Raw genomic sequence first — 26,743 nt, forward strand, 5'->3', positions numbered from 1 at the left:
GTCAGTCCTGACTGTCCAGAATTTCGCGGACCTTGGCGACCAGATCGCCGCGCGGCACTTCGAACTGGCTGGGGCGTTCTTTCCATTCCTCCAGCGTGGCGCTTTCGGCGATCTTGGCGCCAAGGATCAGGTCCTTGATCTGCACGATCCCCCCCGCCTTTTCGTCACCACCTTCGATCACCGCAATCGGAGAGTTTCGCTTGTCCGCATATTTCAGCTGATTGCCAAAGTTCTTGGGATTGCCCAGATAAACCTCAGCCCGGATGCCCGCATTGCGCAGTTCCGCGACCATCGCCTGATAATCGGCCATGCGGTCACGGTCCATCACGGTGACAACCACGGGGCCGGTGGCCTGCGCGGCGATCCGGCCCTTTTCCCGCAGAGCGGCCAGCAGGCGGTCAACGCCGATGGACACGCCGGTTGCGGGAACCTCCTGCCCGGTAAAGCGTTTGACCAGATCGTCGTAGCGACCACCGCCCGAGACCGAGCCGAACTGCCGCTTGCGGCCTTTCTCGTCGAAAATCTCGAAGGTCAGTTCGGCCTCATAGACCGGCCCAGTGTAGTAGCCGAGCCCCCGCACGACCGAGGGGTCAATCTCGATCCGGTCCGCACCGTATCCGCCTGCATCCAGCAGCGCGCCGATCTGTTCCAATTCGGCAATGCCGTCTGCACCGATCTTGCTGTCGCCCACGGCGGCGCGCAGGTTGGCCAGCGTTCCGGCAGTATCAGCGGCCTTTGACGTCAGGAAGGCAATCACCGGCTCGGCCTGATCATCGCTGAGACCCACACCGTCGATGAACGCACCCGAGGCATCCAGGCGACCCTTGGTCAGCAACTCGCGTACCCCGGCCTCACCCACCTTATCGAACTTGTCGATGGTGCGCAGAACGTTGTCGCGGGCAGCGGCGTCTTCGCCAAGCCCCATCGCCTCAAGCACACCATTCAGAACCTTGCGGTTATTGACCCGCACCAGATAGTCGCCGCGCGGGATGCCGACGGTTTCCAGCGTGTCCGACAGCATCGCGCAAATCTCGGCATCCGCAGCCATCGAGACCGTGCCCACCGTATCCGCGTCACACTGATAAAACTGGCGATAGCGCCCCGGCCCCGGCTTTTCATTCCGCCAGACCGGTCCCATCGCATAGCGGCGATAGGGCGTCGGCAGATCGTTACGGTGCTGCGCATAGACACGAGCCAAAGGCGCGGTCAGGTCATAGCGCAGGGCCATCCAGTCGCCCTTATCGTTTTCGTCCACTTCCTGCCATGCAAAGACACCCTCGTTCGGGCGATCCACGTCGGGCAGGAACTTGCCCAGCGCCTCGACGGTCTCAACCGCGCTGCTTTCCAAGGCGTCGAACCCGTAACGATGATAGACATCCGCAATAGCCCGCAGCATCTCGGTGCGCTGCGTGACTTCCTGGCCGAAATAGTCGCGGAACCCTTTCGGCGTGATGGCCTTGGGGCGGGGCTGTTTCTTGGGCTTGGCCATGTGGGGCGTCCTTGGGCGTTTAGTGTTCCGCGCGCGGTCTATCCCATGGCCCGCATCGGGGCAAGGCGCGCTTTGGCTGGCCTTGGCCCCAAAGGCCCGCTATGACCGTCGCGGAAGGAGCCCGCAATGCAGCATTTGGAAGAACAGATCGCCCATCTGACCCGCATGGTGGAAGAGCTGAACACGATCGTCACCGCGCAACAGGATGAAATCGACCGCCTGACCCGCCGGGTCGCGATGCTGTATCAACGCGAGGCCGAGCGGGCGCAGGAAGGATCAGGCGGCATCGTCTATGGCGACGAACGCCCGCCGCATTACTGAGGGGTCACAACCCCAGCGTGGATTTCACCGCGTTATCGACCACACCGCCCAAAAGGGCATTCTTATCAGCCGCGCAACCCTCGGACAGCGCCGCGATGAAGGCTTCGCGCAGTTGGGCTTTTTCCGCGTCCGTGGTTGCGTGATCTTCGATATTGATCTGACGATTATAAAGCGACAGGGCCGTCATCTTTTCGACAACGGCGACAACAAAGGCTTCGTCGCCATCCGCCTCTTCGGCGATCGAGGCGCAGGTATAATGCATCACGGGTAATGCATCCTGCACCATCTGCTCTGCTGCGTCGTCAGCGAACGCGCCGCCCGGCAGTGACAGGCAAAGCCCGGCAGCGGCGATTTTGGACTGGGTCATACGCATCACGTTCATTTCCAGTTATGTCCGATAATCGCACCGGCCACGCCGCCGATCGCTGCGCCCTTGCCGTCGCCGATCAAAGCGCCGACACCCGCTCCGATCAATGCGCCTTCGATTGTTTTCTTTTTCTTCTTGTCGTCCGCCAAAGCAGATGTCGCCAGCGCCACAGACGCCACGGTTGCAAGTGCTAACGCCCGGAAACTTAAGCTCGTGTTCGTCATAAGGGTACCCTCCCTGACAGTCCCTTTGGTTCAGCCTAGCGGCGCACTGACTCTGTGGCAACCGAGACGGTTCGCGGTCAGACCTCCTCGACCGACACAACGCCATCCAGCGATTTGATCGCGCCCTTGATCTGCGGGTTGATCGGGAACTCCTGCCCCAGATCCATCTCGACATCGCCCGGCAAGGTCGGGTCCATCAAACAGACCTGAATTGGCCCCTTCGACGCCCCCTTGGCGACGCTCGCCGCGTCCGCCAGCACCGTGGCGACGGTGGACAGGACCTGCGGTTGCTCCACAAAGATGCGCAGGCCGGTTGCCTCGGCCTCGGCAACAACCGAATCCGCCGGACCAACCGAGCGGCCCAGCAGTTTCAACTGATCGGCCTCCATGGTTGCCTCGGCCGTCAGGACCACCTGCGCGCCGGTTTCCAGAAACTCGCGGCATTTCTCCAACGTGTCCGAGAACAGCGTAACCTCATATGCCCCCGTCGGGTCCGAGAGCTGAGCAAAGGCGAACCGATTGCCGCGCGCGGATTTCCGTTCCTGCCGCCCGGCCACGACACCGGCCATTTTGGCGATCAACGGGCCCGAGCGCGCCTTTTCCGTCACCTCATCCAGCGTCAGAACCTGTTTGCGTTTCAGCGCAGGCATATAGTCGTCCAGCGGGTGACCAGACAGGTAAAAGCCGATGGCCTTGAACTCTTCGCTCAGCCGTTCGGCAGGCAGCCAGTCGGGAGTGGGCAACAGGCGGGGTTCGGGCAGGTCGTCCCCTGCCTCACCAAACAGCGACACCTGGTTCGAGTTCTTCTGTTCTTGGATCGCCGCCGAATACTGCACCAGCGGATCAAGGCTTTCGAACACCCGGCGGCGGTTCTTGTCGAGCTGATCAAAGGCCCCGGCCCGCGCCATCATTTCCAGCGGGCGCTTGCCGACCTTTTTCAGGTCAACACGGCGGGCAAAGTCGAACAGGTTGACAAACGGCTTGTCGGCATTTTCGTCCTGCGCGCCTGCGGCGCGACGCCCCTCGACCACAAGGTTCATCGCCTCGACGCCCACGTTTTTCAACGCGCCCAGCGCATAGACCAGATGCCCTTCGACCACATCAAACGTCGCCAGCGAGCGGTTCACGCAGGGCGGCACATAGGGCAGTTCCAACCCCTTACGCACCTCTTCGAAATAAACAGCCAGCTTGTCAGTCAGGTGGATATCGCAGTTCATGACGCCCGCCATGAACTCGACCGGATGGTTCGCCTTCAGCCAACCGGTCTGATAGCTGACCACCGCATAGGCCGCGGCGTGGGACTTGTTGAAGCCGTAGTTGGCGAATTTCTCGAGCAGGTCGAAAACTTCGGACGCCTTCTTGGCGTCCACCCCATTCTCACCGGCACCCTTTTCAAACTTGGGCCGCTCGGCATCCATCGCCTCTTTGATCTTTTTACCCATCGCGCGGCGCAGCAGGTCGGCCCCGCCAAGGCTGTACCCCGCCATCACCTGAGCGATCTGCATCACCTGTTCCTGATAAACGATGATGCCCTGCGTTTCTTCAAGGATATGGTCGATCAGAGGGTGAACGGATTCGATTTTCCGCAGCCCGTTTTTGACCTCGCAATAGGTCGGGATATTCTCCATCGGGCCGGGACGATAGAGCGCCACCAGCGCCACGATATCCTCGATACAGGTGGGTTTCATACGCTTGAGCGCATCCATCATCCCGGTGGATTCCACCTGGAACACCGCCACCGTCTTGGCCGCTGAATAAAGCTTGTATGTCGCCTCATCATCCAGCGGGATGGCATTGATCTGGTTCTCGGCCCCGTCGGCGGGTTCATAAAGCTCCGTGCCATCCGCCGCCACATGCAAGGGCCGCCCGGATTTGAAGATCAGGTCCATCGCATTCTGGATCACGGTCAGCGTTTTCAGACCCAGAAAGTCGAATTTTACCAACCCGGCCTGTTCCACCCATTTCATGTTGAACTGGGTCGCAGGCATGTCGGATCGCGGATCCTGATACAGCGGCACCAGCGCGTCCAGAGGCCGGTCGCCGATCACGACCCCGGCGGCGTGGGTCGAGGCATTTCGCAGCAACCCTTCGACCTGCTGACCATAATTCAGCAGGCGTTCCACAACCTCTTCGTTGCGCGCCTCTTCGCGCAGGCGGGGTTCGTCTTTCAGCGCCTTTTCAATAGATACAGGTTTGACGCCCTCCACTGGTATCATTTTGGACAGGCGGTCCACCTGCCCATAGGGCATCTGCAGCACCCGCCCGATATCGCGCACGGCGGCCTTGGACAGCAAGGCACCAAAGGTGATGATCTGCCCCACCTTGTCACGCCCGTATTTCTGCTGCACATAACGGATCACCTCTTCGCGGCGATCCATGCAAAAGTCGATATCGAAATCGGGCATCGAGACCCGTTCCGGGTTCAGGAACCGTTCAAACAGCAGCGAATAGCGCAGCGGATCAAGGTCGGTGATCGTCAGCGCATAGGCCACCAGCGAGCCCGCGCCCGAGCCCCGCCCCGGCCCCACCGGGATATCGTGATCCTTGGCCCATTGGATAAAATCCGCAACGATCAGGAAGTAGCCCGGAAAGCCCATGCCTTCGATGATGCCGAGCTCGAAGTCCAGCCGCTCCTGATATTCATCCGCGCTCACCGCATGGGGGATCACCGCCAAACGTTTCTGCAAGCCTTCGTTGGCGATGCGGCGCAGTTCCGCGACTTCGTCATCGGCAAATTTCGGCAGGATGGGATCGCGGCGATAAGCCATGAAGGCGCAACGCCGCGCGATCTCGACCGTGTTTTCTATCGCCTCGGGCAGATCGGCGAACAGCGTCACCATCTCCTGCTGCGACTTGAAATAATGCTGCGCAGTCAGACGGCGGCGGCCCTCCTGCTGGTCGACATAGGCCCCTTCCGAGATACAGATCAGCGCGTCATGCGCCTCATACATATCCGAGGTCGGGAAATAGACGTCATTGGTGGCAACCAGCGGCAGGTTCTTGGCATAGGCCATCTCGACGTGGCCCTGCTCGGTCAGACGCTCGGCCTCGGGCTGGCCACCTTCACCCGGATGGCGCTGCAACTCGATATACAGCCGATCCGGGAACATCCCCGCCAGCCGGTCTACCAAAGCCTCAGCCGCCGGGCGCTGCCCCTGCTGCAACAGCATTCCCACCGGCCCGTCCGGCCCGCCGGACAGGCAGATCAGACCATCCGACCGTTCCGCCAACTCGTCCAGCGTGACCTGTGGCAACTGCCCGCCCTTGTCCACATACAGGCAGGAACTCAGCTTCATCAGGTTCTCATACCCCACCTCGGACTGCGCCAGCAGCACCAGCGGCGCGGGCGCTTTGGGCTTTTCACCGGGCTGCGCCTGCACATAGGTCAGATCGACCTGACAGCCCATGATCGGCTGTACCCCGGCCCCGCTGGCAGTGACGGAAAATTCCAGTGCCGAGAACATCGAATTGGTGTCGGTCACCGCAACGGCGGGCATCTCGGCCTTCTCACAAAGCGCGGGCAGCTTTTTCAGCCGCACGGCGCCTTCCAGCAGGGAATATTCGGTGTGAACGCGGAGGTGAATGAATCGTGGGGAACTGCTCATGACCCCTACGCTATCCCAGCCAGAGGCGCGGCAAAAGCGGGAACCGACGCTTTGGGATGCCTAAAAAATCGGCGCTGATTATTCGTCTTTTTCAGAAGGTGCTTCGGGGGGCGCGGCTAGGCCGCTGCAAAAAACGCTTTAATTTCAATCGCCTGAACATTACTGAAAACCCGCACCTTCGCGCCGACTGGGGGTAATGGTACATCACATAGGCAGTTTTTCTTGCCAGAGAACCTGCCCTGTTTCTAACATCACACGGCAAGCACTCCGCCCGCCACTCTTTCTACGTCGCATCGAAGGAGGGCACCCAAGGGCGCAACCGGGTAACGCGACGGGTTTCTCGTATGACGATCACGTTTCTTCTGAACGGAGAGACAGTGGAACTGGCGGATGTCGATCCGACAGCCACCCTGCTGGACTGGCTGCGCGAGGATCGCGGCCTGACCGGCACCAAGGAAGGTTGCAACGAAGGCGACTGCGGCGCCTGCACCGTCATGGTGACGGATGCGGATGGCCACAAGGCGCTCAATTCCTGCATTCTGTTCCTGCCCCAGTTACACGGCAAAGCGGTCCGCACCGTCGAAGGGGCCAGCGGTCCAAACGGCGAAGCCCACCCGGTGCAACAGGCCATGGTCGACCTGCATGGCTCGCAATGCGGCTTCTGCACCCCGGGCTTCGTGATGTCGATGGTCGCAAGCCACGCCACCGGTGCCACCGATCACGACACGCAACTGGCCGGAAACCTCTGCCGCTGCACCGGCTACGCCCCGATCATCCGCGCCGCCCAAGCCGCCGAACCAAAACCGACACCGGACTGGATCACCAACGACCAGTCCTTCTCTTGTTCAAAAATACCTCGGGGGGAGGCCGCAGGCCGGGGGGCAGAGCCCCCCTTCCTCCCCAACAACTCCGACGAACTGGCAGCTCTTTACGCTGAACACCCAAGCGCCACCCTGATCGCCGGGGCCACCGATGTCGGGCTTTGGGTTACCAAGCAGCTGCGCGATCTGGACCCGGTGATTTTCCTCAGCCGCTGCGACGACCTGAAACAGATCAGCATCACCGATGACGAAATCCGCTTTGGCGCGATGGTCGATATGAACCGCATGGGCGCGGCGCTGGCCGATCTGCACCCTTCCTACGCCGAAATGATCCGCCGTTACGCCAGCGTTCAGGTGCGCCACGCGGCCACCGTGGGCGGCAACATCGCCAACGGCTCGCCCATCGGGGACAACCCGCCCGCCCTGATCGCGCTGAACGCCACGCTGCACCTGCGCAAAGGCGACACCCGCCGGGCCCTGCCGCTTGAGCAGTTCTTTATCGACTACGGCAAACAGGACCGCACCCCCGGTGAGTTCGTCGAGGCCGTCAGCTTTCCGCGTCAACCCGACCGGCTGAAGGCGTATAAACTCAGCAAACGGTTCGATCAGGATATCTCGGCCGTCTGCGGCTGTTTCAACATCACCGTCTCGGACGGCACCATCACCCAGGCGCGCATCGCGTTTGGCGGCATGGCAGCCATCCCGAAACGGGCAACTCAGGTCGAGGCTGCTTTGATCGGCAAATCCTGGACCCGCGACACCATTCAGGCCGCGCGTTCCGCCTTTGCCGACGATTTCACACCACTCACGGACATGCGCGCCTCGGCCACCTATCGACTGGAAACCGCCAAAGCGATGCTGGAAAGGTACTTCCTCGAAGATCAGGGCGAGGTGACAAACGTGCTGGAGGTATCGGCATGAGCGTGACCAAACCCCTGCCGCATGACGCGGCCCCGCTGCATGTCTCGGGCACCGCGCGCTATGTGGACGACATCCCGACCCCCAAAGGATCGCTGCATCTGGCCTTTGGTCTCAGCCCGATCGCCAAGGGCAGGATCACCGCGATGGACCTGTCTGCGGCGAAGGTCGCCGACGGGGTCGTCGCGGTCCTGACCGCGGACGACCTGCCCTTTGCCAACGACGTCTCGCCCTCGATCCACGATGAGCCGCTACTGTCGGACGGCACCGTTCACTATATCGGCCAGCCGGTATTTCTGGTTATCGCCACCAGCCATCTGGCCGCCCGCAAAGCCGCGCGTCTGGGGCAGATCGATTATGCCGAAGGCACCCCGATCCTGACGGTCGAAGAGGCTCTGGCCGCCGACAGCCGGTTCGAAGACGGCCCGCGCATCTACGCCAAAGGCGACGCCGACGCGGCCATCGCGGGTGCGGCCCATGTGATCGAAGGCACGTTCGAGATCGGCGGGCAGGAGCATTTCTACCTCGAAGGGCAGGCCGCGCTGGCCGTGCCGAACGAGGGCGGCGACATGCTGGTCCACAGCTCGACCCAGCACCCGACCGAGATTCAGCACAAGGTGGCGGACGCCCTGGGCGTGCCCATGCACGCGGTCCGGGTTGAGACCCGGCGAATGGGCGGAGGCTTTGGCGGCAAGGAAAGTCAGGGCAACGCTCTGGCCGTTGCCTGCGCCGTGGCGGCGCGGGCAACCGGCAAAGCCTGCAAGATGCGCTATGACCGCGACGATGACATGACCATCACCGGCAAGCGCCACGCGTTCCGGATTTCTTACAAGGCCGGGTTCGATGACAATGGTCACATTCAGGGCGTCTCGTTCCTGCAATATGCGATCTGTGGCTGGGCGCAGGACCTGTCCCTGCCTGTCGCCGACCGCGCCATGCTGCATTCGGACAATGCCTATCTGCTGCCCAACGCGCGCATCGAAAGCCACCGGCTGAAAACCAACACCCAATCCGCCACCGCCTATCGCGGGTTCGGAGGTCCTCAGGGCATGGTCGGGATCGAGCGCGTGATGGATCACGCCGCGCATGAACTGGGACTGGACCCGGTCGAACTGCGGCGGCGGAACTACTACGAGCCTGCGCATGTTGTTGCTGACCCTGTTCTCACGGAAAAACCGCTCGGTCACCCCGACCCGCACGAAGACCTGACCAGCCGCGGCGCGGTTGAGACCGGCAACGCCCCAGTGCGCCCCCTGCCCGCAGGCGGCAACACCACCCCCTACGGCATGGAGGTCAGCGATTTCGAACTGCACGGCATGACCGAGGCGTTGCTGAAATCCAGCGACTATACCGCGCGCAAGGCCGCTATCGAGAAATGGAACGCCGAAAACGCTGTTATCAAGAAGGGCATCGCCTTCTCTCCGGTCAAGTTCGGTATCTCCTTCACGCTGACCCACCTGAATCAGGCGGGGGCGCTGGTGCATGTCTATCAGGACGGCTCGGTCCACCTGAACCATGGCGGCACGGAAATGGGTCAGGGCCTGTTCCAGAAGGTGGCGCAGGTCGCAGCCTCGCGCTTTGATATCCCGCTTGAGATGGTGAAGATCACCGCCACCGATACCGCCAAGGTGCCCAATACCTCGGCCACGGCGGCATCCTCGGGCAGTGACCTGAACGGCATGGCGGTCAAGGCCGCCTGCGACACGATCCGCGACCGGATGGCTGACTATCTGGCCGAACGGCATCAGGCCGATCCGTCGACCGTGACCTTCTCGGACGGGCATGTGTCGGTCGGTGAGGAACGCTATACCTTCGCCGAGGCTGCTGCGCTGGTCTATCAGGGCCGGGTCAGCCTGTCGGCGACCGGTTTCTACAAGACGCCCAAGATCGAATGGGATCGGATCAAGGGCCGGGGTCGCCCGTTCTTCTACTTCGCCTATGGGGCCTCGGTGACCGAAGTTGCCGTAGATACTCTGACCGGCGAAAACCGCATTCTGCGCACGGATATTCTGCATGACGCAGGGGCCTCGCTGAACCCCGCGCTGGATATCGGACAGGTCGAAGGTGGCTATGTGCAAGGCGCGGGCTGGCTAACGACCGAGGAACTGGTCTGGGACCACAAGGGCAATCTGCGCACCCATGCGCCCTCGACCTATAAAATCCCCGCCTGTTCCGACCGGCCCGACATCTTCAACGTCGCGTTGTGGGACGGTGAAAACCGCGAGGATACGATCTATCGCTCGAAAGCGGTGGGAGAGCCGCCCTTCATGCTGGGCATCTCGGCCTGGCTGGCGCTGTCGAATGCAGTGGCGGCCTGCGGGGATGGATACCCGGCATTGGATGCCCCCGCCACGGCCGAGGAAGTCTGGCGAGGTGTCCAAAGGATGAAGGGAGGCATCTGATGGGATTTGATCTGGAGGCTTTGAGGGAGGCGGTCAAAACCCACGGAAAAGTGGTCCGGTTGGTCATAGCCGGGATTAAAGGGTCGTCCCCGCGCGAGGTCGGTGCCGCGATGCTGGTCTGGGAGGGCGGGCAATCGGGCACCATCGGCGGCGGTACGTTGGAGTATCAGGCGGCGCAAGCCGCGCGCCATCAGACCGATCGGGTACGGCTGAGCCAACAAGCGCTTGGCCCGGATATGGGCCAGTGCTGCGGCGGGGCGGTATCGCTGCTGAGCGAGGTTTATGACCTTGATGCGGTCAACACTCTGGATGACAAGTTCATCGCTCGCCCGGTTTCGGGTGGCGAAATGCCCCTGTCCGTCAAACGGCTGCTGGCGCGGGCGCGGGGTCAGGGCATCGAGCCAGACCCGCAACTGATTGACGGATGGATGATCGAACCGGTTCACCAACCGGCTCGCAATCTCTGGATATGGGGCGCTGGCCATGTGGGCCGGGCGTTGGTTGATGTCCTGTCACCCCTGCCCGATCTGGCGATCACATGGGTTGATACCGGGCCAGAGCGCTTCCCCGAAACCGTGCCGCGCGGCGTTACCGTCGTCCCGGCGGCAAAACCGGCGGAACTGGTGCGCCATGCGCCCCGTGATGCCGAACACCTTGTGCTGACATATTCACACACTCTGGACTTGGAACTGTGCAACCGGCTGCTTTTGCACGATTTCCGCTTTGCTGGGCTGATTGGCTCGGCTACGAAATGGGCGCGATTCCGGTCGCGGTTGGCGGCCCTTGGGCATTCGCCCGAGCGGATCAGCCGGATCACCTGTCCAATCGGGGACCCCGGCCTGGGCAAACACCCGCAGATGATCGCCGTTGGCGTCGCGGCACAGCTGCTGCGCCCGGCCCGGCGGAACGAATTGAAGAAGGACCTGAGCGCGTGACCACTCCACTTCTAAGCTTGCAAGGGCTGACCAAAGCCTATCCCGGCGTCGTGGCCAATGATCAGGTGTCTTTTGACATTGGCGAAGGCGAGGTTCACGCCCTGCTGGGCGAAAACGGCGCGGGGAAATCCACGCTGGTCAAGATGATCTACGGGCTGGTGAAGCCTGACAGCGGCACAATGCTGCTGCGCGGCCAACCCTTTGCCCCACCTGAGCCCCGCGCGGCGCGGGCAGACGGCATTGCGATGGTGTTCCAGCATTTCTCGCTGTTTGACGCGCTGAATGTGGCCGAGAACATCGCTTTGGGGATGGAGAACCCGCCCCCGATGGGCGATCTGGCCTCGCGTATTCGGCAAGTGTCCGAGACCTATGGCCTGCCGCTGGACCCGTACCGCACGGTCGGTGATCTGTCTGCGGGTGAACGCCAGCGGGTCGAGATCATTCGGTGTCTGCTGCAAGATCCCAAGCTGTTGATCATGGACGAACCGACCAGCGTGCTGACCCCGCAGGAGGTCGAAATCCTGTTCGAGACGCTGAACAAGCTGCGGTCCGAGGGCACCTCGATCCTGTATATCTCGCACAAGCTGGAGGAAATCCGCACGCTGTGTGACCACGCCACGATCCTGCGTCTGGGCAAAAATGTGGGTGAATGCGTGCCGTCCGAGACCTCGGCGCGGGATATGGCCGAAATGATGGTGGGCTCGACCCTGCAGACGCCGGAACGGTCCGGTCGCGCGTTCGGCGAGGTTGCGCTGGATGTCAGCGGCTTGTCGGTGCCGTCGCCATCGGAATTCGGGACGGCGTTGAAGAACGTACATATGACCGTCCGCAAGGGTGAGGTTCTGGGCATTGGTGGCGTTGCCGGGAACGGACAAGATGAATTGCTGGGGGTTCTGTCGGGTGAAATCACGACAGCCGCTGATGCAATCAAGTTCAACGGACAGCCGGTTGGCAAACTTGGACCGAGCGCGCGCCGGAAGCTGGGCGTGCTGACAGCACCCGAGGAACGGCTGGGCCATGCGGCGGCACCGGACATGAGCCTGACTGAGAATGCCCTGCTGACCGGATCTGTCCGCGAAGGGCTGGAGAGCAACGGTTTTCTGAAATGGGCAGAGACCAAGGGTTTCGCCGAGAAGATCATCAAGGCGTTCGACGTGCGCACGCCGGGGCCGGAAAATGCGGCGCGGTCGCTGTCAGGCGGCAATCTGCAGAAATTCGTGATCGGACGCGAAGTGCTGCAGGACCCGGACGTTCTGGTGGTGAACCAGCCGACCTGGGGTGTGGACGCGGCGGCTGCGGCCTCGATCCGTCAGGCGATTCTGGATTTGGCGGCCAAGGGGACAGCGGTTGTCTGTATCTCGCAGGATCTGGATGAGTTGATGGAAATCTCGGACAGCTTTGCCGCCTTGAACGAAGGACGACTGAGCGCGCCACGCCCGACGACGGGTCTGACCGTGGACGAGATCGGCCTGATGATGGGCGGCGCGCATGGCATGGAGGTGGCGCATGTGTGATCTGTTGAGCCGCCTCCGGCGGGAGTATTTACAAAAAGATGAAGAACTTGGGGGGATGAGCAGGTGATTGTGTTGGAGAAGCGGCCGCAGCCGTCGAAGGCGTGGTCTTATGCGACCCCCTTGGTGGCGGTGCTGGCGACCATGGTGTTTGGTGGCATTCTATTCGCCATTTTGGGCAAGAACCCGGTCGAGGCCATTGGCACCATTTTCTGGGATCCTCTGTTCGGTGAGTTCGCCTTTTACTATCGCCCGCAATTGCTGGTGAAAGGCGCGCCGTTGGTTTTGATCGCCATTGGTCTGTCGCTTGGCTTTCGCGCGGGCATCTGGAATATCGGGGCCGAGGGGCAGTATATCATGGGCGCCATTTTCGGCGCGGGCGCTGGTCTGGCGTTTTATCCGCTAGAGGCGTTCTATATCTTTCCGATCATGGTGGTTGCCGGGGCCTTTGGCGGTTGGCTCTGGGCGATGATCCCGGCCTTTCTGAAAGTGCGGTTCGGCACCAACGAAATCCTTGTGTCGCTGATGCTGGTCTATGTGGCCGAGCAGATGCTGGCCTCGGTCTCGCTGGGGCTGTTGAAAAACCCCGAAGGGTTCGGCTTTCCTGGCTCGCGCAACCTGCAATCTTATGACAGCGCGCATAATGCTGAGCTGATCGCCGGTTCGGGGATGCATTGGGGCGTCGTGACCGCGCTGATCGCGGTGATCTTTGCCTATGTGCTGTTGAACCGGCACATGCTGGGCTTCCACATCCGCCTGACCGGCGAGGCCCCAAGGGCCGCGAAATTCGCAGGCGTGAACCCGGCGCGGCTGATCCTGTTCTGTCTGGGCCTGTCCGGCGCGCTGGCAGGGCTTGCCGGGATGTTCGAAGTGTCCGGTCCCTCGGGCGTGGTCAGCATCGACTTTAACGTGGGCTATGGCTTTACCGCGATCATCGTGGCCTTTCTGGGCCGGTTGCATCCGGTGGGTATCCTGCTGGCCGGTGGCCTGATGGCGCTGACCTATATCGGCGGCGAGATTGCGCAATCCCAACTGGGCCTGCCCGCCGCCGCCATTCAGGTATTCCAGGGGATGCTGCTGTTCTTCCTGCTGGCTTTCGATCTTTTGACCAACTACCGCATCCGTGCGGCCCGTAGCGAGGTAGCGTAATGGATCTTGGTGAGATTAACCCCGTCCTTCTGGTCGCCTCGCTGATGGTGGCCGCAACCCCCCTGCTGCTGGCCGCGATCGGAGAGCTGGTCGTCGAAAAGGCTGGCGTTCTGAACCTTGGCGTCGAGGGCATGATGATCGTGGGCGCGATCAGCGGCTTTGCGATCTCGGTCGAGACCGGCTCACCCTGGCTGGGCTTTATTGCTGCCGCGATTGGCGGCGCCGTGCTGTCCCTGCTGTTTGTGCTGCTGACGCAGGTGGCACTGGCCAATCAGGTGGCAAGTGGTTTGGCGCTGACGCTGTTTGGACTGGGGTTCAGTGCGCTGATGGGTCAAAGCTATGTCGGGGTCAAACCCCCCAGCATGGGCGACATCCATATTCCCTTGATCAGTGATATCCCGGTGATTGGGCCGATCCTGTTCCAGCATGATCCGATCCTGTATGTCGGCATTGCGTTGACCGCCGCTGTTTGGGCCACGCTGAAATACACGCGCGTCGGTCTGATCCTGCGTGCAGTGGGCGAAAACCACGACGCGGCACATGCCCTGGGCTACAAGGTCATCAAGATCCGCATTCTGGCGATCCTGTTCGGCGGGGCCTGCGCGGGCCTGGGCGGGGCTTACATCAGCCTGATCCGCGTGCCGCAATGGACCGAGGGCATGACGGCTGGCGTGGGATGGATCGCCTTGGCGCTGGTGGTGTTTGCCAGCTGGAAACCCTGGCGCGCCTTGCTGGGCGCCTATTTGTTCGGCGGAATCACAGTGTTGCAGCTTAATTTGCAGGCAGCGGGCGTTGCCATCCCTGTCGAGTATCTGGCAATGTCGCCCTATATCATCACGATCCTTGTGCTTGTGATCCTTTCGGCCGACAAGAGCAGCGCACCTGCCTCACTGGGCCGGATCTTCCATGCCTCACACTAGGGGCCAACTGAACCAACTTGGGGAGTAACACATGAAATTCACATCACTTCTGGCAAGCGCCGCCATGGCGCTGGGTCTGGCCTCGGGGGCCATGGCCGAAGACAAAACCAAGGTCGGCTTTGTATATGTCGGCCCCGTGGGCGACGGCGGCTGGACCTATGAACACAACAAGGGCCGTCTGGCCGTGGAAGAACACTTTGGCGACAAGGTTGAAACCGTGTTCGTCGAGTCCGTTCCCGAAGGCCCCGACGCCGAGCGTGTGATGACCCAGATGGCGCTGGAAGGCGCGGATCTGATCTTTACAACCTCGTTCGGTTACATGGACCCGACCATCAACGTGGCCAAGAAGTTTCCGGATGTAAAATTCGAACACGCCACCGGGTATAAGACTGCCGACAACGTTTCCGTGTACTCGGCCCGGTTTTACGAAGGTCGCGCGGTTCAGGGCCATATCGCCGGAAACATGACGGAATCGAACATCATCGGTTATATCGGCTCGTACCCGATCCCCGAAGTGATCCGTGGCATCAACTCGGCCTATATCCACGCCAAGAAGGTGAACCCGGATGTCGAGTTCAAGATCGTCTGGGCCTACACTTGGTTCGACCCGGCGAAAGAAGCTGACGCCGCCACCGTTCTGATCGAACAGGGCGCGGACGTGATCCTGCAACACACCGACTCGACCGCGCCGCAAGCGGCAGCGCAAGAGGCAGGCAACGTGGTCACCTTTGGTCAGGCCTCGGACATGAGCGAATACGCGCCATTCCCGCGCGTGTCGTCGATCATCGATGATTGGGCACCATATTACATTGCACGGACCCAGGCCGTCATGGATGGCACATGGGAAAGCGCCAACACCTGGGATGGTATCCGCGAAGGCATGGTCGCAATCGGTGAAATCACTGACGCCGTTCCGGCTGATGTCAAAGAAGAGGCGCTGGCGCTGAAAGCCGCCATGGCTGCGGGTGAATACCACCCCTTCACCGGCCCGCTGAAGAAGCAGGACGGCAGTGACTGGCTGGCCGAGGGCGAAACCGCTGATGACGGTACGCTGGCTGGCATGAACTTCTATGTCGAGGGGCTGGAAGGCGAAATTCCGCAGTAAGTCCTAAGTCAAGCAAACAGAGAAAGCCCGCACCGACGTGCGGGCTTTTTTTGTTTCGGTCTAAACCCGCTTAGAACAGGCCAAGGAACTTTGAATTCTTTCGGGTGCTTCCGTCTTCAAAGGAATAGCCAAACAGCTCGATGTCACGCGCATAGGCCTGCGCAACCACATCCCGGCTGTCGTCATCGAAATAGTCACGGTAGTCCGAACGGGCCGTCTTTTTCCTGTGGCGTACCGTCGACCTTCGAAGGCCAAGCTGTTTCATCACCACTTTGAGATCGTCATCAAAGCGTTCGAACCGGCCGATGAAATCAATCGGCATTTCGCCCGAGCGTGTCGTCAGAAAGTAGCTCTGCGGTATGAAATACCGGATCTTGAGGAAGCGGTCCGGGTCACGCGCAAATGTCGCCATGAACTCGTCAAACGACCCGCAATCGCTGACTTCTGTCAAATCCGGGCGCCGCTGGCACACATAGTGATAGGCCGAGACAAAGCGATCCCACGGGTTTCTGACGAACGCGAACTTGTAGTAGTCATCGGCCTCATCCCCCACCAGTTTCAGCAGCCCGGAAATGGTCGCGCGTTCTTCATCCTGTGGATGGCGTTCGTTCACACGACGACTCAACAGATGGTCGCGCTTCAGCAAAGTGGTCACAGTCGACCCGCCGGTTTTCGGGATATGCACAAAAACAGTGCGAAGATTTGTGTATACAGGCATCCGGCGTCCTTAACAGTGCCACGTGTCGGCGTGGTACGGCTTTGGTGATCGGTTGGTTCAGCGGTCAAAAGCGTGTACCGCCACTTCGGCGCGGTCGCAATCAGAACCGATATGCGACACGCGCGGTTATGGTGCTCAGATCAAAGTCACTGTCGTTGGAAGCTTCATCAAACTGGCCCGAGACGTCGCGATAGGTGTAATCAGCGGCAACGAACCAGCGATCCGTGACGTTGTATTCGACGCCCACGCCGATATTGAAACCATCCAGCGTCGTTTGACTTTCCCGAGACTCAAAAGCTGCGCTTGGATGAACGCGCAGGCGCGACCAGGACCAACCCACGGCACCATAAAGCAGAAAATCACCGCGGATATATCCGACGCGCCCGCGTACATCTGCGAAATCCATGACCTCACGGTTTTCCGGTGCGGGTGCTCCGCGTTCAAGCACGTAAGACAGGTTGGAATACCGCGCTTCGGCGCCGTACAATATATTGCCGCGTTGCAGGTTGTAGCCAACCAAGACACCAAAACTGCGTCCGTTATCCGGATCGAAAGAGGCATCTAAGGTTCCACCGGACAAGACAGGGTAATCCGTGTCACCGCTTGCCGTGGCAGCGCCAATTTCCAACCCGGCATAGAGGCCATGAAAGGCCCCGTCAGCCCCTGTCAGCCCATCTTGCGCCTGCGCGGTTTCTGGAATGAACAGCGCAAGCTGTGCTAGCACAATACCTGCTACCGCATTTCGCATCTTCGACATACGTAACACCTCAATCGTTCCTTTTTTCGCCGCCTTACAGCGCCCGATACACAAAATCTAGCAGCACCTTCTGAAAAGCCAAAAACGACTTATTCTTTTCGCGCGCCTGCGGGACATACCCGCAACAGTCGCTAAAATAATGGGCATCTTCCAAGTTGTGCCTGATCAAATCGGCCCGTTCGTAACTCACTGTCTCATCTTGAGAATACCACGGGCAAGCGCATTCCTAAATCCCTTATCGTCCTGAACACTCGGGACATGTTCGCCGCATGGCGCTAAAGCCACATTGCACCCGTTGAGTGATCGGATGCTCTGACCAAATCATCGCAACGATCTGCGCGTGTTCTCAAAATCCAGCAAGAAATTGCCTAAACCCCAAAAGGAAGGGAACTTTCTGGGCACTGGCAGAACGCGTCAAGCCCGCCCAAACCGGTCCAGAACATTGCGGGTGATCTGCTCGACCTGCCAATCGCGGCGTGTCAGGCCCATGACCCACTCGCAGGTGGCGGCGGTAAAGACTTCGCCTTGCCCACGCTCCCAATGCACAATAACTCCGTTTCCGCGCGTGCTGCGGTCAAGCGTTTCCTGGGTCAGTTCGCCGAACAGTGTCTGTGCTTTGAAAGCAGCGTCGGCGCTGCCGATATACATCGTCTCACCCCAAATTCCGTGATCCGGCTCTAGGTTTGTTGCCAGACCCATGGCCAGAATAGTGATTTTGGGGTCGGCTCCATCGGTCCCCGTCGGAAACGGCAGGCCATCCTCCATTCTGTAATCCAGCCCGTCGACCTCATACCCGTAAATGCGCGAGCTGCTTCCCAGTTGGTCGCCATAGCCCAATTGCGTTCTGGCAAGCGCCCAGTGATCGGGGCGGTAGACCGTGAAACCGCTGTTCTGCCCCGCGCACCTGCCCAAGCCCGCGTAGATACCCTTAAGCCCGTTCACCCCGAATGTCTGGGCACCCGGCCAGTTTACCGGATCAACCTCCCACGCTGCTGTCACCAGATGCTGCTGATCCGTTCCGGCCAGCGGATCGAGCTCTGCCGTGTATTTGTAGCAGATCTGGGTCTGCCCTTCGTCTTCGATCCGGGTCTGCCACAGAAAATTCCCTGCAAACCGGGCGACCCGACCGCCGTTGGTGACAAAGCGATTCACGGCCTTGCGCATATTCGCCGACCAATACTCGTCATGCCCGACAAAAACCGCGCATCTGTGGCGTTCCAACAGGTCGGGATCAGCCTCCAGATCATGTTGGGTGGCAAAGTCGAATTCATAACCCTGCTCTTCGGCCCACCTTGCAAAATGCCGTTCATAGCTGGCCCACCCGGCCGAGGCATATTTCTTCGAATACCCATAGGCGTAGGCCCATTCCATATAGGGGTAACGTACCATCTCACCAGCAGTATGAGCCCTGTCAGGCACCGCCCGAGGGGCCCCGGCTGGCAGTTTGCAAAACCCCCGCGTCCAGGGGCGTTGGGTTGAAACAACAGGTGAAAAGGCATTCTGGTCCGGGCCGGTGATACCCTCATAATGGTTGGACCCGCCCCAGCAATTATACGCCAGCCATGTGCCCGTGGCGCAAACCAACAGATAGGGCGCAGCCGGTTTGTCCTTTGCGCGGCGCAGCAGAAACAGATGGTGTTCTTCGACGCGATCCCCGTCTCGCTCGGCCCTGAACGTCACCAGATACCCGCCTGCGGGCCAGTCGGCAGGAATGGTGAATTCGTAAGACACCTCCCAACCGCACCCGGAAACCGAACAGTCGAAGGGCGTATCCTGATGCACCCCCTTCAACCCGCTTTCCCGAAGCACGGGCTGGTAGGAGACCCCATCCCGGCCAATCTCCAGATCCCATTTCTGCGCGGTTGTCGAAACGCGCAGCGCCACGCGTTCACCCGGGGCGTAGGTCATGCGGTCGGTGTAACCCCAGATCTCCAGCACATCGGCGTCACGGGACGGGCCAATGTAATAGTTGTCCAGAATATGCCGCGCCTTGGCGCGGGTTCGTGGCGTGATGGCCGGTTCGCTGGATTCTGAACGTGTCATTGGCGGATCGGCTTCGATGGGTCGAGTTCAGGCTTTGGTCGCATCTTCGGACCGGCTTGGCTCATAGGCGGCCAGAAACGCCTTAAGCCGCGTATTGTGGGTTTTGACCGCAACTGCGGCTGTTTGCGAAAACTGTGCCCAAGGCCATTGAGTGCCGTCAACCTGCGAGGACAACCGGTCGAATAAGGGGTTATCGGCACCCTCGGGCCCCGCCTTATGCAACGCCACGCGGTAATCACCTGGGGCATCCGCTTCGTTATAAAAGCGCAGCGAGGCAAGGTTCAGGTCGCCATCCATAAGAACCGCCGCCCCTCCGATCAGGGGTTGCGGGTCGGGGTTGTCGACCACCCAGCCGCCGCTGTTGACGGCGGTGAAACGGGGGGCAGTGAAATCTTCGATCTCCATCACTTTCTCAAATGGCTTGTGCGTGTGGCCGAAAACCACGGAAATGTCGGCGGGCACCGGCTTGTCGCCATAGGCGGCCCTGATCTGACCCTGAACCGGAACCTGCAAAAACCGACGCAGACCTGCACCACCATCGCTGAGCAGATGCTGCGCCGAGCCTCGCTCGAACGCTTTTCCGACCAGATCGCCCACCAGTTCTCCGGCCCCCTCGCCCAGCGATTTGCCCAGTGACCCGGCCTTGGCCTCCAGAAAACGCCGGACCGCCGCGCCTGCCAGCGCCCCCAGTTCCTTGGGGCTGTTGCCGAGGTTATAGATGATCTCTTCATCCGGCCCGATCCGGCCTGAACGACCGATCAGGGACCAGACAAAATCGATCCAGGCAAAGTTCTGCGCCTCCCATTCCTCCATCGTGACAGGGGGCTTGGTGTCGGGGAACAGGGTATCGGCAAAGGTGCTGGCCAGCAGATAGACGTCTTCGATGAAGTGACCGTGGGTATAGATCACCAGCTTTTGGCCCGCGGCAAAGGCCAGGTTGGGATAGACCGTTTCGACCGTAAGATCGGACAGCCACGGCAAGCGTCGGCCAATCGATTGCAGCAGGCAATCAGACAGCGGATCGGGGTCCATCAGCGGCGTGGTATGCGGCACGGTTGGCGCGCTGTCCTGCCAGTCGGACCCTGCCAGATGATCGGCAAACCGGCGCTCCCGGCAGGTTTGCCACAGATGGTGATCATGGTTGCCCGGCAGATAGATCATCTTGGTCGAGAACAACCGGCTATCGGGATCCTCGGGCATGGCCAGTTCAAGAAACTGCTGAAACGCCATGGCCGAAACGGTCTTGGTGCTGAAGGCCAGATCCAGAATATCGCCGTTCAGGATCAGGGTCGGAAGGGGCGCATCCCCGTTTGCGTTGATCAGATGACGCAGGCAGCCCACCAGTTGCACAAGCAGATCGCTTGGATGGTTCGGGTCCACCTTACCATCGGTCGAGGTCAGCCGCGTCAGGATGCTGTTATCGGCCCCGAAATGCATGTCGGACAGGCTGATGTACCGGATATCGCTCATGATTGTGCATTCTCCTGCGGCCCGTTTTTTAAGGCGATTGCCGGGGATATGGCCCGGGTCAGAGGCGCCAACTCTTACTTGACGCCGGGGAACTCATACGGTCAAGCTGAAAGAGTTAACGCGTTAAACCTTATTTTGGGGCGTTTCAGGGGGCAGAGATGGTTCATTCCGACGAAGACCTCTCGAACCGGCACAATGTCGTCGGCGAGCGCCGACAGCTTGTTGTGGTCTTCGTCGATCTGGCTGGATCGACCGATCTGAGCGGCCGGATCGACACCGAGGATTACGCCGCGCTGATCCTTGCCTATCAGGAAACCGGACGGCGCATTTTCACAGACTATGGCGGACGGGTCGCCAAATATCTGGGCGATGGCCTGCTGCTGTATTTCGGCTATCCGCAGGCGCGGGAAAACGACGCTGAGCGCGCTGTGCGGGCCGCGCTGGACCTGTTGAACGCGATGAAACAACCCCTGCCCGGTACGGACCCGGACGCACCACGCCTGCAGGCCCGCATCGGGGTGCATACCGGCGAGGTGGTGGTGGGTGAAAGCGAACAGGGCGGGCGCGATGTTCTGTTTGGTGAAACAGTGAACATTGCCGCCCGGATCGAGGCGCAGGCCCGTCCCGGAACAGTATTGGTCAGCGATCCGGTGATGTCGCTGTTCAAACAGAAATTCGTATCGCAACCTCTGGGACCGGTTGACCTGAAAGGCGTTGCCCGCCCATTGCCTCTGCACCGCGTATTGCGCCCTGCCACTGCCAATGCCAGGTCGGGAAGCATCACAGGCTCGACCCTGCTGCTGGGGCGCGAGGCGGTGCTGGGCCAATTGCGCGAACTTTGGCAAAAGGCAACCGAACACGGGCCGGTCGCGGCAACGGTGAAAGGCGATCCGGGGATTGGCAAAACCAGCCTGCTGCGTGCATTCCGGGCCCAATTGGCCGAAACGCCCCACATCTGGCTTGGGGTACAGTGTGACGCGCTGTCGTCAGGCGCGCCGCTTGCACCCTTCATCGGGCTGATCCAACAAAGCCTTGGTATCACTCCGGGCATGGAGGACGACGAGGCGCTCAACCGTCTCAGACAGGGTGTGACGCAACAAGACAATGCACCGGACGAGACCGTGCCGCTGATTGCCCGGTTGCTTGGCATCCATACCTCCGACACGGCCGCGTTGGAAAATTCCAGCCCGGAAACTCTGCGCCACCGGACCCTTCTGACCCTCGGTCACTGGCTTGCACGACTTGCGGTTGATCGTCCTGTCGTGCTGGTCTGCGAAGACCTTCACTGGTGTGACGCCACCAGCCTGGAACTTCTGGAGATGCTGCTCGACTGGCCTCAGCCGCTGCCGGTTTTCTGCCTTGTGGCGCAGCGCGATGATGGCAGTCCGGGGCTGCCCGCAAAACGGTCCGAAGTGATCGCGCTTGCAGCGTTGGATCACGACCAGGCGACGCAGTTGGCGCAACGGGCCGCAGCCCCCGCGGACCTGTCGGATGCGGTACTGGAAGATATCCTGACACGCGGCGCAGGCAACCCCCTGTATATCGAAGAACTGGCCCGCTTTGCCGGGGAAAACCAGACCGGACACCGCCAAAGCCGCGCGGTTCCGCCAACCCTGAACAGCCTGATCATGGAGCGGCTGGACGCCCTGTCGCCCGAGTCGAAAAAGACCGCTCAGGTCGCCGCCGTTCTGGGCGAGGATCTGGATATGTCGATCCTGTCCCAGGTCGCCCAGCGCGATGAGGTCGAGATATCCGGAACGGTCGGGGATTTGCTGGAGGCCGATATTCTACGCCCGCGCTCGGGCACCAACGATGGCTACATGTTCCGCCACGCGCTGACGCAGGACGCGGTCTATGCCACGCTTCTGCGGGCCGAGCGGACCGATCTGCATGCCCGCGCCGCTGCGTGCCTTCAGGATGGGACGGCGGAACAGCCCGACAAGATCGCCCATCACCTGCATGCTGCCCGGCATTTTACCGATGCCGCCATCTGGTACCGCGACGCCGGGCTGCGCGCGGTCAAGCAAGCTGCGGTCGAGGATGCAACGGTGCTGTATCGCCGTGCTTTGGCCTCGCTGGAGCAGACCGAGGAAAACCGCCAGCGGGACGAGATCGAGCTGTCCATCCAGATCCCGTTGGAAAACGCGATCATGGGCGTGCGGGGCTTTGCCTCACCCGAAATCAAACCGGTGCTGGATCGCGCGTTGGAACTGGCCGAACGTCTTGGTGACGCGGATGAGACCTCATCGGCGCTGAACGGGCTGGCCGCGCATTTTCTGGACAAGGGAGACTGCGCTAAGGGCATAGAATATGCCGACCGCATTCTGGCTATGCCCGGCGCGGGCGCGAACCGGATCGGCATGTTGCGCGCCCATACCACGCTTGCCTTTCTGCGGTTTCAACTGGGCGAAGGTGAGATTGCCGTTGAACATGCAGAAGAGGCGATCCGTCTCTACCGCCCCGAGGATTACGCCGAAGTTACCTATGGCATTGGCACCGATCAGGGCGTTCTGGCCTATGGGGTCAGCGCGGTGGCCCATTGGTGGTGCGGCGCGCCCGATACGGCGCTGAAACGTGCCGAGGCGGGGTTGGCGCTGGCCGAGGAGTTGAACTCGGCGCTCAGCTTGGCCGCCGCACGGGCCTTTCTGATCATAACCCTGCATTGTCGCCGGGACAGTGACCGCGCCTATGCGCTGGCCACCGAGACCTACGAGACCTGCACCCAGCTTGGCATCCCGCTTTGGGGCGGGCTAAGCCAGTTGTTCCGGGCCGGGCAACCCATCGACCCGCCGGACAAGCGGTGTCAGGAGGTTGATGCCGGTCTGGCTCTGTTGGCGAAAACCGGCAGTCAGACAGGTTCGGGTATGGGGTTTGCGATCATGGCTGACACGCGGCTGGCCAATGATGACCCGGATACAGCGCTGGCGATTGTTGACACCGGGCTGCAAATGTCGGGGATGTTGAACCAGCCGGTCTGGAACCCGGACCTGATGCGGTTGAAAGCACAGGTGCTGGCTGTTCTGGACCGACAAGATGAGGCCGAGGCGCTGCTGCGCACCGCAATTGACGAAGCCGGGGCTGCCGGATCGGTTTCGCTGGCTCTGCGCTGTGCGCGGGTGCTGTCTGATATGCTAACCGGCACCGCGCGCGAAGCCGAAGGCGCGCAGTTGGTTGCCGATTGGGCCGGTCGGCTGGAGCCCGGCGCAGCCGCTTCAGACCCGGCCTGACGACACTGAATTTTAACCAGAGGACCATTTCATGACAGACCATATCGTTTTCTGCTCGGGCCCGATGTTCAGCGTCGGTGATCTTTGGGAGCAATATAACATCGCCGCCGTGCTCGAGGCCGGAGGGTTCGGAACCTATCTCGCCCCGCGCGACGGCGTCGAGATCGCCAAGATGATGGATATGTTGCAGGACCCTGAGGTCTGGTCGCAAAAGGGCCAGGAGATGCTGTATATCATCCTCAAGGTCGGCTACGCGCAGGATATCTACCAATTGCTCGGGCGCTGTTCGAGCCTTGTGTTCAACATGGATGGCCGGGTGCCAGATGGCGGCAGTATTGTCGAGGTGACAACAGCCTACGCCGCTGGAATGCCCCTTGTGATCTACAAGACGACACCGGTGACGCTGTTTGGTGGGGTCGATAACCCGATGATTCAGGGGCTTTCGACCAATTGGGACTATGTGCATGACACCGCATCCATCGTGCCCGCCCTGCTCAAACGGATCGAAGCTCAGTCGCAGAACGGCTATGTCTACACCCCGCCCCCGAATGTCAGCCTTGTGATGGAGGTTGGGGCGATGACCGCAGACCCCAGTTCCGACCTTCACAAGCGGCTCGACGCGATTTCGAATGCGCCCAACGAGAAGGCCGCGTTGGAAGCGGGTGAGGAACTGATCGACTGGGCAAAAAGCAACAAGGCTTATCAGGCGGCGTTTGGCGCGTCGGCACCCACGTAAGCCCTGTTGGATTGTTGGGGTTGAAACGAATTCAGTGGCACTCGCATTGATTTCGACACCTCGCTCCTGGATCTCTTCCAACACACGCTGATAGCGCCAAGCTGCATCGCGGGCCGCCCTTCAAACGGGCATGCTGAATGGTCGGTGCGCGTGGTCTTGCAAACCGCGCCCATCTGTATACCATTGGATACAATTGATCCTATGACATCGGGCCTGAAATTTGTCCGTCCAAGCCACATCCCCAAGCCGCCCCGTAAGGCGGGCCATCACCTTCGGCCTTGCCGTGCTGGGAACGGTCGTGTTCTGGATACTGGGCCTGCCCCTGCCCTTTCTGTTCGGCCCCATGACCACCTGCCTGATTGCGGCACTGGCGCATGCGCCGATGGAGGGGTTCGGGCAAATCTCGGTCGCGGCGCGTACCATCCTGGGCGTGGCGGTGGGGGCTTCGATCACGCCTGATCTGTTTGGCCAACTGCCGAAAATGGCAGCGTCAATTGCTCTGATCCCGCCCTTCATCCTATTGATCGCTTTGGTCGGGGTGCCGTTCTTTCGCAAGGTCTGGGGCTTTGACGACAAAACGGCCTTTTACGCCGCGATGCCCGGCGGGTTGCAGGACATGATCATCTTCGGCACCGAGGCCGGTGCCAATCCGCGCGCCCTGTCCCTGATCCATGGCACGCGCGTGCTGATCATCGTGACGCTCGCCCCGTTGTTCCTGACCCTGTTCTACGACGCTGACCTGACCAACCCCATTGGCGAACCCGCCCGCGACCTGCCCTTGCACGAACTGGCGCTGATGGTCGTCGCCGCCATTGTCGGCTGGAAAGGCGGTGAGCGGATCGGCCTGTTCGGAGCGTCCATTCTGGGCCCGATGATCCTGACTGCGGCCTTGTCACTGGGCGATTTCATCCACACCCGCCCACCGCGCGAGGCGATCCTTGTCGCGCAATTCTTTATCGGCTGCACCATCGGCGTAAAATTTATCGGTGTCACATGGGTCGAGCTGCGCAAAGTTGTGGCGGCGGGCTGCGCCTATGTTGTTGTGTTGGCCATACTTGCGGCGGCCTTCACGGCCCTTGTGACCACGTTGGGGTTCGGGCAACCGATTGAGGCCTTCCTAGCCTATGCCCCCGGCGGGCAGGCTGAAATGACGGTCTTGGCCATCGTCTCGGGCGCGGATCTCGGGTTTGTCATTACCCACCACCTGACACGGATCGTTCTGGTGATCATCGGCGCGCCCATCGCGGCCAGTCTTCTGGTGCGCTGGTCCCGCTCTCGGGATTAGAGGGGTTTCGCAGTTTGATTTGGATTCAATTCCTTCCGGGTTGCAATCCGACGCTGCGTGCTTTGCTGGCACCAGTAGACAGGGCTCTGGCCTTATGAGACTGTGCAGCCGATGGTGTCCGACGCTCTGAGTCGGCTGAAAAGGGAATGCGGTGCGGGCAAACGCCCAAGGCCGCAACTGCCCCCGCAACTGTAAGCGGCGAGCGACCCCCGACAGACCACTGGATGACCCCGCTTGGGTTGTCCGGGAAGGACGGGGACAGCGATGAACCGCAAGTCAGGAGACCTGCCATCTCAGGCGCATATGTGCCGCAGTCACCTTAACTCGGGCGGGGTGCCCGTGGACGGAGCGACAAGAGATGGACCGCACTGGCCAGACATCACTGTTGATGCCCCCACAGGCCGCCCAAAAGCGCGGAGGGCGTCGTTATGCTTGACCTGACCATTTCCCAACTGGATACCGGCCACGTGCCACCGCAGCGCGCGCAAGAACTGGGGCAGATGGGCTATATGCAATGGCTGGGCGGCCTGCCCGGTTCGGCAAACTACCATGCGCAGGCACGGATTGCTTTGGCCAAGGCCAAACCGTTTGCCGAGACTTCACCCGCCATCGCTGTGTTCTGCGACTTGCTGGCCCGATCCATGCAGATGCCCCTGGAACCATTGTTCCTGGCCCTGCCCGCAAAACAGCGCCGAGGGGGCCATCGCGCGCGCCGCGCCGCCTTGTAACCTCATGCGGGC

Annotated in this window: 20 protein-coding genes and 1 riboswitch; of the genes, 12 read left to right on the top strand and 8 right to left on the bottom strand. The window is 61.0% G+C overall.

Features of this window, described 5'->3' with window-relative positions; genetic code table 11:
• Window position 1: 1 nt before the first annotated feature.
• Complete coding sequence (gene hisS, locus ACR0KJ_RS07975) at window positions 2-1,489, bottom strand: histidine--tRNA ligase (protein WP_480626374.1); 1,488 nt, start codon at window positions 1,487-1,489, stop codon at window positions 2-4.
• A gap of 126 nt (window positions 1,490-1,615) precedes the next feature.
• Here hisS and ACR0KJ_RS07980 point away from each other — a divergent pair, with 126 nt between their 5' ends.
• The gene (locus ACR0KJ_RS07980; RefSeq protein ID WP_480626375.1) at window positions 1,616-1,810 is read left to right on the top strand and encodes a SlyX family protein; all 195 of its coding nucleotides are present in this window, start codon (window positions 1,616-1,618) and stop codon (window positions 1,808-1,810) included.
• 4 nt (window positions 1,811-1,814) lie between these two features.
• On the opposite strand, the gene ACR0KJ_RS07985 is transcribed toward ACR0KJ_RS07980, so the two are convergent.
• The 3 genes from ACR0KJ_RS07985 to dnaE all read right to left on the bottom strand — a co-directional run bounded on the left by ACR0KJ_RS07985 (window position 1,815) and on the right by dnaE (window position 6,006).
• Window positions 1,815-2,183, bottom strand: coding sequence for a hypothetical protein (locus tag ACR0KJ_RS07985; protein WP_480626447.1), 369 nt, complete (start codon window positions 2,181-2,183; stop codon window positions 1,815-1,817).
• A 5-nt stretch (window positions 2,184-2,188) separates the two neighbouring features.
• Entirely contained in the window at window positions 2,189-2,401 is a 213-nt protein-coding gene (locus tag ACR0KJ_RS07990; RefSeq protein WP_170631923.1) for a YMGG-like glycine zipper-containing protein, read from the bottom strand.
• A gap of 77 nt (window positions 2,402-2,478) precedes the next feature.
• A complete protein-coding gene (gene dnaE / locus ACR0KJ_RS07995) occupies window positions 2,479-6,006 on the bottom strand; it encodes a DNA polymerase III subunit alpha (RefSeq protein WP_480626376.1) in 3,528 nt (1,175 codons plus the stop codon).
• A gap of 344 nt (window positions 6,007-6,350) precedes the next feature.
• On the opposite strand from dnaE, the gene xdhA reads away from it, so the two are divergent.
• From xdhA to ACR0KJ_RS08030, 7 genes are all read left to right on the top strand, one after another.
• The gene (xdhA, locus tag ACR0KJ_RS08000; protein ID WP_480626377.1) at window positions 6,351-7,748 is read left to right on the top strand and encodes a xanthine dehydrogenase small subunit; all 1,398 of its coding nucleotides are present in this window, start codon (window positions 6,351-6,353) and stop codon (window positions 7,746-7,748) included.
• Window positions 7,745-10,147 carry a xanthine dehydrogenase molybdopterin binding subunit gene (gene xdhB / locus ACR0KJ_RS08005; RefSeq protein WP_480626378.1) on the top strand — a complete coding sequence of 801 codons (2,403 nt, stop codon included), beginning with the start codon at window positions 7,745-7,747 and terminating at the stop codon, window positions 10,145-10,147. The genes xdhA and xdhB overlap by 4 nt, the downstream gene beginning before the upstream one ends.
• Complete coding sequence (xdhC, locus tag ACR0KJ_RS08010) at window positions 10,147-11,082, top strand: xanthine dehydrogenase accessory protein XdhC (protein ID WP_480626379.1); 936 nt, start codon at window positions 10,147-10,149, stop codon at window positions 11,080-11,082. Before xdhB ends, xdhC begins: the two co-directional genes overlap by 1 nt.
• On the top strand, window positions 11,079-12,596 hold the full coding sequence (locus ACR0KJ_RS08015) for an ABC transporter ATP-binding protein (protein WP_170452752.1): 1,518 nt from the start codon (window positions 11,079-11,081) through the stop codon (window positions 12,594-12,596). Before xdhC ends, ACR0KJ_RS08015 begins: the two co-directional genes overlap by 4 nt.
• 63 nt (window positions 12,597-12,659) lie before the next feature.
• On the top strand, window positions 12,660-13,742 hold the full coding sequence (locus tag ACR0KJ_RS08020; RefSeq protein WP_170452754.1) for an ABC transporter permease: 1,083 nt from the start codon (window positions 12,660-12,662) through the stop codon (window positions 13,740-13,742).
• A complete protein-coding gene (locus ACR0KJ_RS08025) occupies window positions 13,742-14,662 on the top strand; it encodes an ABC transporter permease (protein WP_170452756.1) in 921 nt (306 codons plus the stop codon). The genes ACR0KJ_RS08020 and ACR0KJ_RS08025 overlap by 1 nt, the downstream gene beginning before the upstream one ends.
• 31 nt (window positions 14,663-14,693) lie before the next feature.
• Window positions 14,694-15,767, top strand: coding sequence for a BMP family ABC transporter substrate-binding protein (locus ACR0KJ_RS08030; RefSeq protein WP_170452758.1), 1,074 nt, complete (start codon window positions 14,694-14,696; stop codon window positions 15,765-15,767).
• A 70-nt stretch (window positions 15,768-15,837) separates the two neighbouring features.
• On the opposite strand, the gene ACR0KJ_RS08035 is transcribed toward ACR0KJ_RS08030, so the two are convergent.
• From ACR0KJ_RS08035 to ACR0KJ_RS08050, 4 genes are all read right to left on the bottom strand, one after another.
• Complete coding sequence (locus ACR0KJ_RS08035) at window positions 15,838-16,485, bottom strand: sulfotransferase family 2 domain-containing protein (protein WP_480626380.1); 648 nt, start codon at window positions 16,483-16,485, stop codon at window positions 15,838-15,840.
• A 100-nt stretch (window positions 16,486-16,585) separates the two neighbouring features.
• Window positions 16,586-17,242, bottom strand: coding sequence for an outer membrane beta-barrel protein (locus ACR0KJ_RS08040; protein WP_170452763.1), 657 nt, complete (start codon window positions 17,240-17,242; stop codon window positions 16,586-16,588).
• A gap of 414 nt (window positions 17,243-17,656) precedes the next feature.
• Window positions 17,657-19,285: a N,N-dimethylformamidase beta subunit family domain-containing protein gene (locus ACR0KJ_RS08045; RefSeq protein WP_480626381.1), complete on the bottom strand. Its 1,629-nt coding sequence runs from the start codon at window positions 19,283-19,285 to the stop codon at window positions 17,657-17,659.
• 27 nt (window positions 19,286-19,312) lie between these two features.
• Window positions 19,313-20,755 (bottom strand): metallophosphoesterase family protein, encoded by a 1,443-nt coding sequence (locus ACR0KJ_RS08050; protein ID WP_480626382.1) that lies wholly within the window; start codon window positions 20,753-20,755, stop codon window positions 19,313-19,315.
• A 158-nt stretch (window positions 20,756-20,913) separates the two neighbouring features.
• Here ACR0KJ_RS08050 and ACR0KJ_RS08055 point away from each other — a divergent pair, with 158 nt between their 5' ends.
• From ACR0KJ_RS08055 to ACR0KJ_RS08070, 4 genes are all read left to right on the top strand, one after another.
• Window positions 20,914-23,982, top strand: coding sequence for an ATP-binding protein (locus tag ACR0KJ_RS08055; RefSeq protein ID WP_480626383.1), 3,069 nt, complete (start codon window positions 20,914-20,916; stop codon window positions 23,980-23,982).
• Between the two features lie 31 nt (window positions 23,983-24,013).
• Window positions 24,014-24,718, top strand: coding sequence for a hypothetical protein (locus ACR0KJ_RS08060; RefSeq protein WP_480626384.1), 705 nt, complete (start codon window positions 24,014-24,016; stop codon window positions 24,716-24,718).
• Window positions 24,719-24,938: 220 nt separating this feature from the next.
• Window positions 24,939-26,003, top strand: a complete 1,065-nt coding sequence (locus tag ACR0KJ_RS08065; RefSeq protein ID WP_480626385.1) for an AbrB family transcriptional regulator — start codon at window positions 24,939-24,941, stop codon at window positions 26,001-26,003.
• A 95-nt stretch (window positions 26,004-26,098) separates the two neighbouring features.
• Window positions 26,099-26,310, top strand: a riboswitch (cobalamin riboswitch).
• A 121-nt stretch (window positions 26,311-26,431) separates the two neighbouring features.
• Window positions 26,432-26,731, top strand: coding sequence for a hypothetical protein (locus ACR0KJ_RS08070; RefSeq protein ID WP_170452778.1), 300 nt, complete (start codon window positions 26,432-26,434; stop codon window positions 26,729-26,731).
• Window positions 26,732-26,743 lie beyond the last annotated feature (12 nt).

It is taken from the genome of Ruegeria sp. AD6, from assembly GCF_056542325.1.